This window comes from uncultured Dubosiella sp., assembly GCF_964018005.1.
Taxonomy (GTDB): Bacteria; Bacillota_I; Bacilli_A; order Erysipelotrichales; family Erysipelotrichaceae; genus Dubosiella; species Dubosiella muris.
The window spans coordinates 1-7,065 of record NZ_CAXHOA010000036.1; the positions used below are offsets into that span (position 1 = coordinate 1).

Annotated in this window: 5 protein-coding genes; all 5 read right to left on the reverse strand. The window is 38.8% G+C overall.

Annotated elements, in window-relative coordinates; translation table 11 throughout:
• Positions 1-190: 190 nt before the first annotated feature.
• Positions 191-1,294, reverse strand: a complete 1,104-nt coding sequence (gene tnpB, locus ABNS49_RS13450; protein ID WP_348688096.1) for an IS200/IS605 family element RNA-guided endonuclease TnpB — start codon at positions 1,292-1,294, stop codon at positions 191-193.
• Between the two features lie 17 nt (positions 1,295-1,311).
• A complete protein-coding gene (tnpA, locus tag ABNS49_RS13455; protein WP_288162412.1) occupies positions 1,312-1,722 on the reverse strand; it encodes an IS200/IS605 family transposase in 411 nt (136 codons plus the stop codon).
• 102 nt (positions 1,723-1,824) lie between these two features.
• A complete protein-coding gene (locus ABNS49_RS13460) occupies positions 1,825-3,126 on the reverse strand; it encodes an LCP family protein (protein WP_168353515.1) in 1,302 nt (433 codons plus the stop codon).
• 450 nt (positions 3,127-3,576) lie between these two features.
• Positions 3,577-5,946 carry a glycosyltransferase family 2 protein gene (locus ABNS49_RS13465; RefSeq protein WP_290092110.1) on the reverse strand — a complete coding sequence of 790 codons (2,370 nt, stop codon included), beginning with the start codon at positions 5,944-5,946 and terminating at the stop codon, positions 3,577-3,579.
• A gap of 21 nt (positions 5,947-5,967) precedes the next feature.
• Positions 5,968-7,065 (reverse strand): glycosyltransferase family 2 protein (locus tag ABNS49_RS13470; RefSeq protein WP_348688278.1); only part of this gene is annotated, 1,098 nt, incomplete at its 5' end.

Sequence of the window (7,065 nt, forward strand, 5' to 3'; positions counted from 1 at the left end):
TTGACAGCATCAAAAAAACTCCCTTCCAACATATCGTCTTTATCATTAAAAATATTATATTCAAAAGAAAGGCATCGGTGAACTACCCATTGTCTAAAGCCAATGGGCTTCCTGCTTCGCAGACCTCGCAACCTACTATCTCCACAGGCGTTAATTCGGGCTGAACCGTCCCTATTTGTATTTTATTACCTTATGCTATTTGTCTTAATCCTTCTGCTAAAATATTCTTTGCAGCATTAATATCTCTGTCATGTTTTGCTCTGCAAACAGGACATACCCATTCCCTTACTGATAAATCTTTTGTATTAGTATTTTGATATCCACAACTGGAACATATCTGGCTGCTTGCATAGAAGGTATCTATCCTGACATATTCCCTGCCATTCCATTTTGCCTTATACTCCAGCTGCCTTGTTAATTCGTACCACGACACATCTGATATTGATTTTGCCAAATGATGGTTCTTTACCATATTTCTTATCTGTAAATTTTCCGAAACTATCACTTGGTTTTCGCTGATAATTTTATGGGAAATCTTATGCAGATAATTTTTTCTGGTATTTGTTATTTTTTCATGGCATAATGCTATCTTTTTCCTGGTTTTGTAGTAATTTTGGCTTCGCTTTTCTTTATGTGCCAGCTTCCTTTGCAGCTTTGCCAGTTTCTTCTCATATTTCCTGATAATTTTTGGATTTTCGTATTTCTTCCCATCAGATGTAATACATAAATCCTTTATGCCTAAATCCAGCCCTGTATTATGACTGGTATGCTGTAGTTTCTCATGTTCCGTTTCCACAAGGATGGAAACATAATATTTTCCACTTGGAACTTGCGAAACTGTCGCTGACTTTATCTGTCCCTCAAATTCCCTATGGAGTTTTGCCTTTACTTGCTTTAACTTTGGAAGTTTTATTTTCCCATGCCCAAAATCTGCCTTTATATTTCCATTTGTGAAATTTGTAGTATAAGACTTATGGTTATCATGTTTGCTCTTGAATTTCGGATATCCTGCATGTTCCTTAAAAAATTTCTGGTATGCTGCATCCATATTGTAAATGGCATTTGTAAGGGCGAATTTGTCCACTTCCTTCAGCCACTCATATTCCTTCTTTAACTCTCTGTTGCAGAAATTATTGCAGTCTGTTTTGCTGACAGTTTTTTTCTCTTTTTCGTAAGCTTCTTTCCGGTATGACAGTGTCTGATTATAGACAAAACGGCAGCAGCCAAATGTTTTTGCTATCTGTATTTTCTGCTCATTACTCGGATAAATTCTGTATTTATATGCTTTTAACACCGGCTTTCACCGCCTTTCTAACCTTGGTTTTCTATATATGTTCTAAGCATTTCTTCTGAAACATTACCTACGCTGCATGCAAAATATCCATCAGTCCAAAAAGTATGCTCCTTCCAGAATTGTTTTCGTAAATAATTTGGATACCTTTCCCATATATGATATGTTGTGTAGCTTTTTACCAGATTTACTATTTTGCTAACAGACATCGTTGGCTCTGTTTCTATCATATAATGAATATGGTCTTTGTCTGTTTCCATATATCTGATAGTTACATTGTGTTTTTGGCATATCTCATACGAAAACTGTTTTATATCATCTGATATTTGCTTTGTTGTTAACAATTTTTTCCTATACTTACACACAAAAATAATATGATACTGCAATAAGTATTTGTGCCTGTTTTTTTGATTTCCATCTTTCCATGATATTAGTATAACATAAATTACTAACTTTGGCTACCTTAACCCACCGTCTAAAGCCAGTGGGATTGCGGTAGCCTTTCTTTCAATTTTTGAAGCGATGCCTTGGGTTTATTCCACTGTTTCTTCCGGAACTGTCATATCCTCTTCTGGCGTTGACTCTGTCATATCATTTTCTGACGAGTCCTCTGTAAACGAGTCATAGGTTTCCGTTTGCTGATACGGGTCATAATACAAAGATGGATCCACATACTCGTCCGAATATCCGCTCTCGTATCCACTATCCGCTCCATTGCTTGTTCCACTTGTAAAATCGGATACCGGCGTTTCAATCGAGTCCGCCGATTCGCCTTTGAGTACCGCTTCGATTTTATCGTGCGCCAAAGTGACAGAATATGGATCCACGATGGTTACATACGCGGTTTGTCCAAGCTCTGGTGAAAGCAGCTGCGCGCCCTCGCCCGTCAGCTGATAGCTTTCAAATTTCCATTGCGGATTTTCCTGAATTTGATATTTGATCAACGTTGTGATTTCATCTTTTGACAACGTCGTATCGAACGCTCCCTGGAAAGCATCCAGCAAGCTGGAATAGTTGACAATGATTTCCGGCGAAGTGGCTTTCGCGAAAATCGCTTTCAACACGGTTTGCTGGTTGCGCACCCGCTGGTTGTCTCCATCCACATACGCGTAGCGCTCTCTGGCAAACGCCAGCGCTCTCTCGCCTTGCAAATGGTTCATCCCTTCATGAACGCCTTCTAGCGTATGGTTGGCGTAGAACGTTTCCACAGCCATTCCTTCGGGAATTTCCACATCAATCCCGCCAATCGCGTCGACGATTTCCATGACACTCGAGAAATTGGCGCGGAACGTATAGTTGATCGTAATTCCCAGCAAATTCTCCACTGTCTTTTTCGTCGTGTTGATTCCGTGCAATCCGGTATGCGTGATTTTGTCATTCGCTCCCGCGATGCAGGCATCTTGTTCGTCGCAAACAAATTCAACATAAGAATCCCGCGGAATACTCGTCAACAAGACGGTTTTCGTTTCCGGGTTGACCGAAACAACCATATTCACGTCTGAGCGCGAGAGTTCGCCTACATCGCCGTACGTATCGTTTCCAGAAATCAAAATATTAAACGAGTTTTTCGTAATTTCCGGTACCGCCATCGCCTCATTGTCCACTTTTGTGTAATATACAACCTCGTCGATGCTCCTTACTTCGTTGTTGAAGTTGGCATAAGGCTCATATTCCAAAACGTTGGTTCGATAGCTGTCATTCAAAATGATGGCTTGCACTTCCCCGTTGTAAAGGGCTTCCACTTCTTTTTCCACGCTGTCATAGTTCAAAATTTCAAAAGGAAGAAGCGACTCGGTATCTACTCCAAATTGATCTTCCTGTAAATGAGTAATCATTTTTGTGGTGCCTAGCGGATCTATTGATGTTAATTTCCCGACCTTTTTTTGGTTCAAGTCCTGGACATTTTGAATTTCACTTTCATTTTTTACCAATAAAGACACTGTGTTTTTTACTTCTTTTGGCTGTGTTGTCACAACAGCCAAAGTATTGTGCGTTTTATAAAGATAAAAATTACCAATCGAGAAAACAAGCAGCATTGCGATATTCAAAATAGAAAGGACGATTCGTGCCCAATTTAAATGCTGATAGTAATTCCATAAAGCAAGCAAAATCAAGACAACCAATCCGATCACGACACAAATTGGAACCAACAAGTTGTTTGGAAGCACTTGAAGATTTTGAATTTGGTAAATAAAGAACCCCGCCAAACCCAAGCATAACGCTGAAAACAGAAACACTAAATATTTATAAATTTTCAAATTTTTATTCTTTTCAGTTTCCATCATCTATCTTTCCTCTTTCAATTCATACACATCCCACTCTTTTAATTCATATCCCCCTGGATATGTGACAGAAAAGTTTGGATTGTAATAGGGATCTCCCTCTTGCAAAACAGTTCCCCATTTTTCCAGAAAACGCTCCGTTTCTTTTTTAAATCTCAATTTCTTTTCGGGTGTGTTATCTATTCCCCGGCTCTTTGATTCGAAATGGTAAAAATGGGCGAAAGAAACGTAAACAATTTCCTTTCCTTCTTTTCGAATCTTCATACAAAGATCCATATCATTATAAGCGACTTCAAAGGTCTCATCAAACCCGTGAATTTTATCAAATAAAGTTCTTTTTATCATCAAACAAGCAGCCGTCACAGCACTTACATCATACGTCGTGTACACCCGATTAAAATAGCCACCATTTCCTTTCGCTGAAGTCATGAAAGAATGATTTGCGATTCCCCCCAATCCCATGACAACACCAGCATGTTGAATTGAGCCATCCTCATATTCGAGCCGTGCACCGGCCGCGCCAACATGAGGCAGCATACAATAAGCCGCCATATCCTTTAAACTATTTTTTTCCAGTAGCTCTGTATCGTTGTTTAAAAATAAAAGGAGTGTTCCCTTTGCGTATCCTACACCAAAATTGTTGATTGCAGCGTAATTAAACGACTTATCCCATGCCACAATTTGAATCCGAGGATCTTGCTGCTTCAATTTCTCATAGCCTGCAAAGGTCGCTGGATCCTTACTGTTGTTTTCAACAATGATAATCTCAAAATTTTGATAATCGGACGATTTAATCAAAGAACATACTGCGCGGTTTAAATCTTCAATATGATCGCAGTTAGGAATAATGATTGAGATAAGAGGGTTTTCCTCCAATTGATAGTGAACATCGTAGATTCCCAATGAACGCCCCATTTCCACACTGGCTTTCTGCCCCATTCTTGAAAGATGATCCTCGATTGCTCGTTTTCCTGCCTCAAAAGCATACAGTTTGCTTTCAGGATTGGAGGAAGTTGACTCCGCGTGCATTCGCCAATGATAAAGAACTTTGGAGATATGAATAATTTGACTAGCATTGATTTTTTCAATCGCGCGAAGCACAAAATCAAAATCTTGCGCTCCATCATATCGTTTGTCAAATCCCTTCAGCTCATGGACAAGAGAAGATTTCATCACCAAAAAATGGCAAATATAATTTTGTGATTGAATCAGGTCGATATTAAAATCTGGTTTAAAATGCGGATCCTTTAAATAACCTGTCCGATCGACGATCTTATCCTCATCCGAATAAACCATTTCAATATTTGGAGTTTGAAGCGCATCCACTACCTCAAAAAGCGCATTTTCCGTCAAAATGTCATCGTGATCAAAAAAGCCAATATACTCTCCTGATGCCATTTTAATGGCTTCATTCATATTGTCGGCGATTCCTAGATTATGTTCTAATTTTTTATATCGAATTCGAGAATCTTGACCACTCTTTTGAATAAGTTCTTCTATTTTACGATCTCCGCTGCCATCTGCGATGCACAATTCCCAATTTTCATACGTTTGATTCCGTACCGACTCAAGCATCTCCATAAAATAATCATCAGGCGTGTTATACGTAGCCACAATAATACTAATACACGGAGAAAAATGAAAATTCGTCTCTTTTTGATGCTTTAATTCCATCAGTTTTGGTCTATGGAATTGTTGCCAAATATGATACTGATCCATTGGAACATGAGATCTTTTTTTAGATTGCCCCTCATAAAGCAATGGAATTCTCCGATCTTCTATTTGAAGAAAATACTCCTTATTTTCTTCTCCGTTGAAATAGATTTTGAAGCCAATTAAATCCGAAGTATCCGGAAGATGAAAATGATTTCTTACATCTTCTCTAGCTATCCGAGTCAAATTTTGCTCAACTGGCTCGTTTTGCTTGTCCACAATTTGCAGCAAGCAAGCACTATTCAAATTTTTGAAAGCATATCCTTCCACATAATATCCATCATTCCATCCTACGATCCGGTCAACACAAAAAAAGGGAGCTGGTTCGATTTGCAAATGTTTGCTCAATTCTTCTCTTTTCAACAAAAGCAAAGTTTTCTTTTTCAATCCTTTTGTTGCGAATAGTGCAAGACGCTTCAATTCCTGCTCATTTGAAATTTCAATCAGAATCTCAAATCCGTTCAAAGCCACGGCAGGTTGTTGAAATAAGGAAATAATATCCTCTCTTTTTACCCTCTTTATTTGATGTCTATATTCTTTTTGATTCACTTGACATCGTAAATGAAAATCATGGTCGGATACACACCACCCTGCTACAAAAATCAAAAATTTATCCTTCGTCTTTATTATTTTCAAATCATCAATATTGGATTGAAACATAAATCGCTCCCTTCTTGTTTTCTATAAATAAATGAATGGTCCCAGCTCAATTTTAAAATTTGGATTGTAGTATGGATCCCCATCTGTTAGGATCTTTCCCCATTTTTTTTGAAACTTCGCTACCTCGTTATTGAACCGCTCTATTTTTTCTTCGCTGTCCTCGTAACCTCGCGACTTGGATTCATAGTGAAACCAAATCGAAAAAGCGTCATAAACCACAAGATATCCTAATTCGCGAATTTTCAAACATAAATCCACATCGTTGCAAGCCACTTTAAACTGAGGATCAAATCCATCCACTTTTTCAAAGACAGATTTTTTCACCATCATACAGGCGGCAGTGACCGCCGAATAGTCACAATTCAGCTGCGCCCGCATCATATAACCCGGCTGATCCTCGTCGATTCCATTGTTGATATGGACTGCATAGCCTGAAAAACCAATCACGACACCCGCGTGTTGAATCGTCCGATCATCGTATAAAAGTTTGGCACCAACAGCCCCGACTTCGTTACGCATACATACACCCAGCATATTTTGAATTGAATCCGGTCGAATCATTTCCGTGTCATTATTCAAAAACAAAATATAATCACCCTTGGCATACTGGACGCCAAAATTATTGATTTGCGAATAATTAAAGTCATCTTTCCAGTACACGATTTTTACATTGGGATGCACCCGTTCCAGCTCTTGATAATATGTAAACGTTTCGGATTCCTTGGAGTTGTTTTCCACGATAATGATCTCAATATTTTTGTAGGTATTGATTTCAAATAAAGAATCCACGCAAGTTTTTAAAACATCTCTATGGTCCATATTTGGAATGACGACCGAAACAAGCGGATTTCCCGGCGTGGCATACGTTGTTTCATAACACCCGTAATATGGTTTTGGTAAAAGCTTTACTGTCGCCGATAAACCGATACGCTTATAATGATCCAAGATCGCGTTTTTCCCCGCCTCGTAGCAATACATTTTGCTTTCCGGATTCATAGCGGTTGATAAAGAATGCATTCGCCAATGATACAGCATCTTCGGCAGATGGTAGATTTTATTCGTTTGCTCAAAAACCCGGAACATAAAATCATAATCCTGCGCGCCGTCATACTCTTTTTT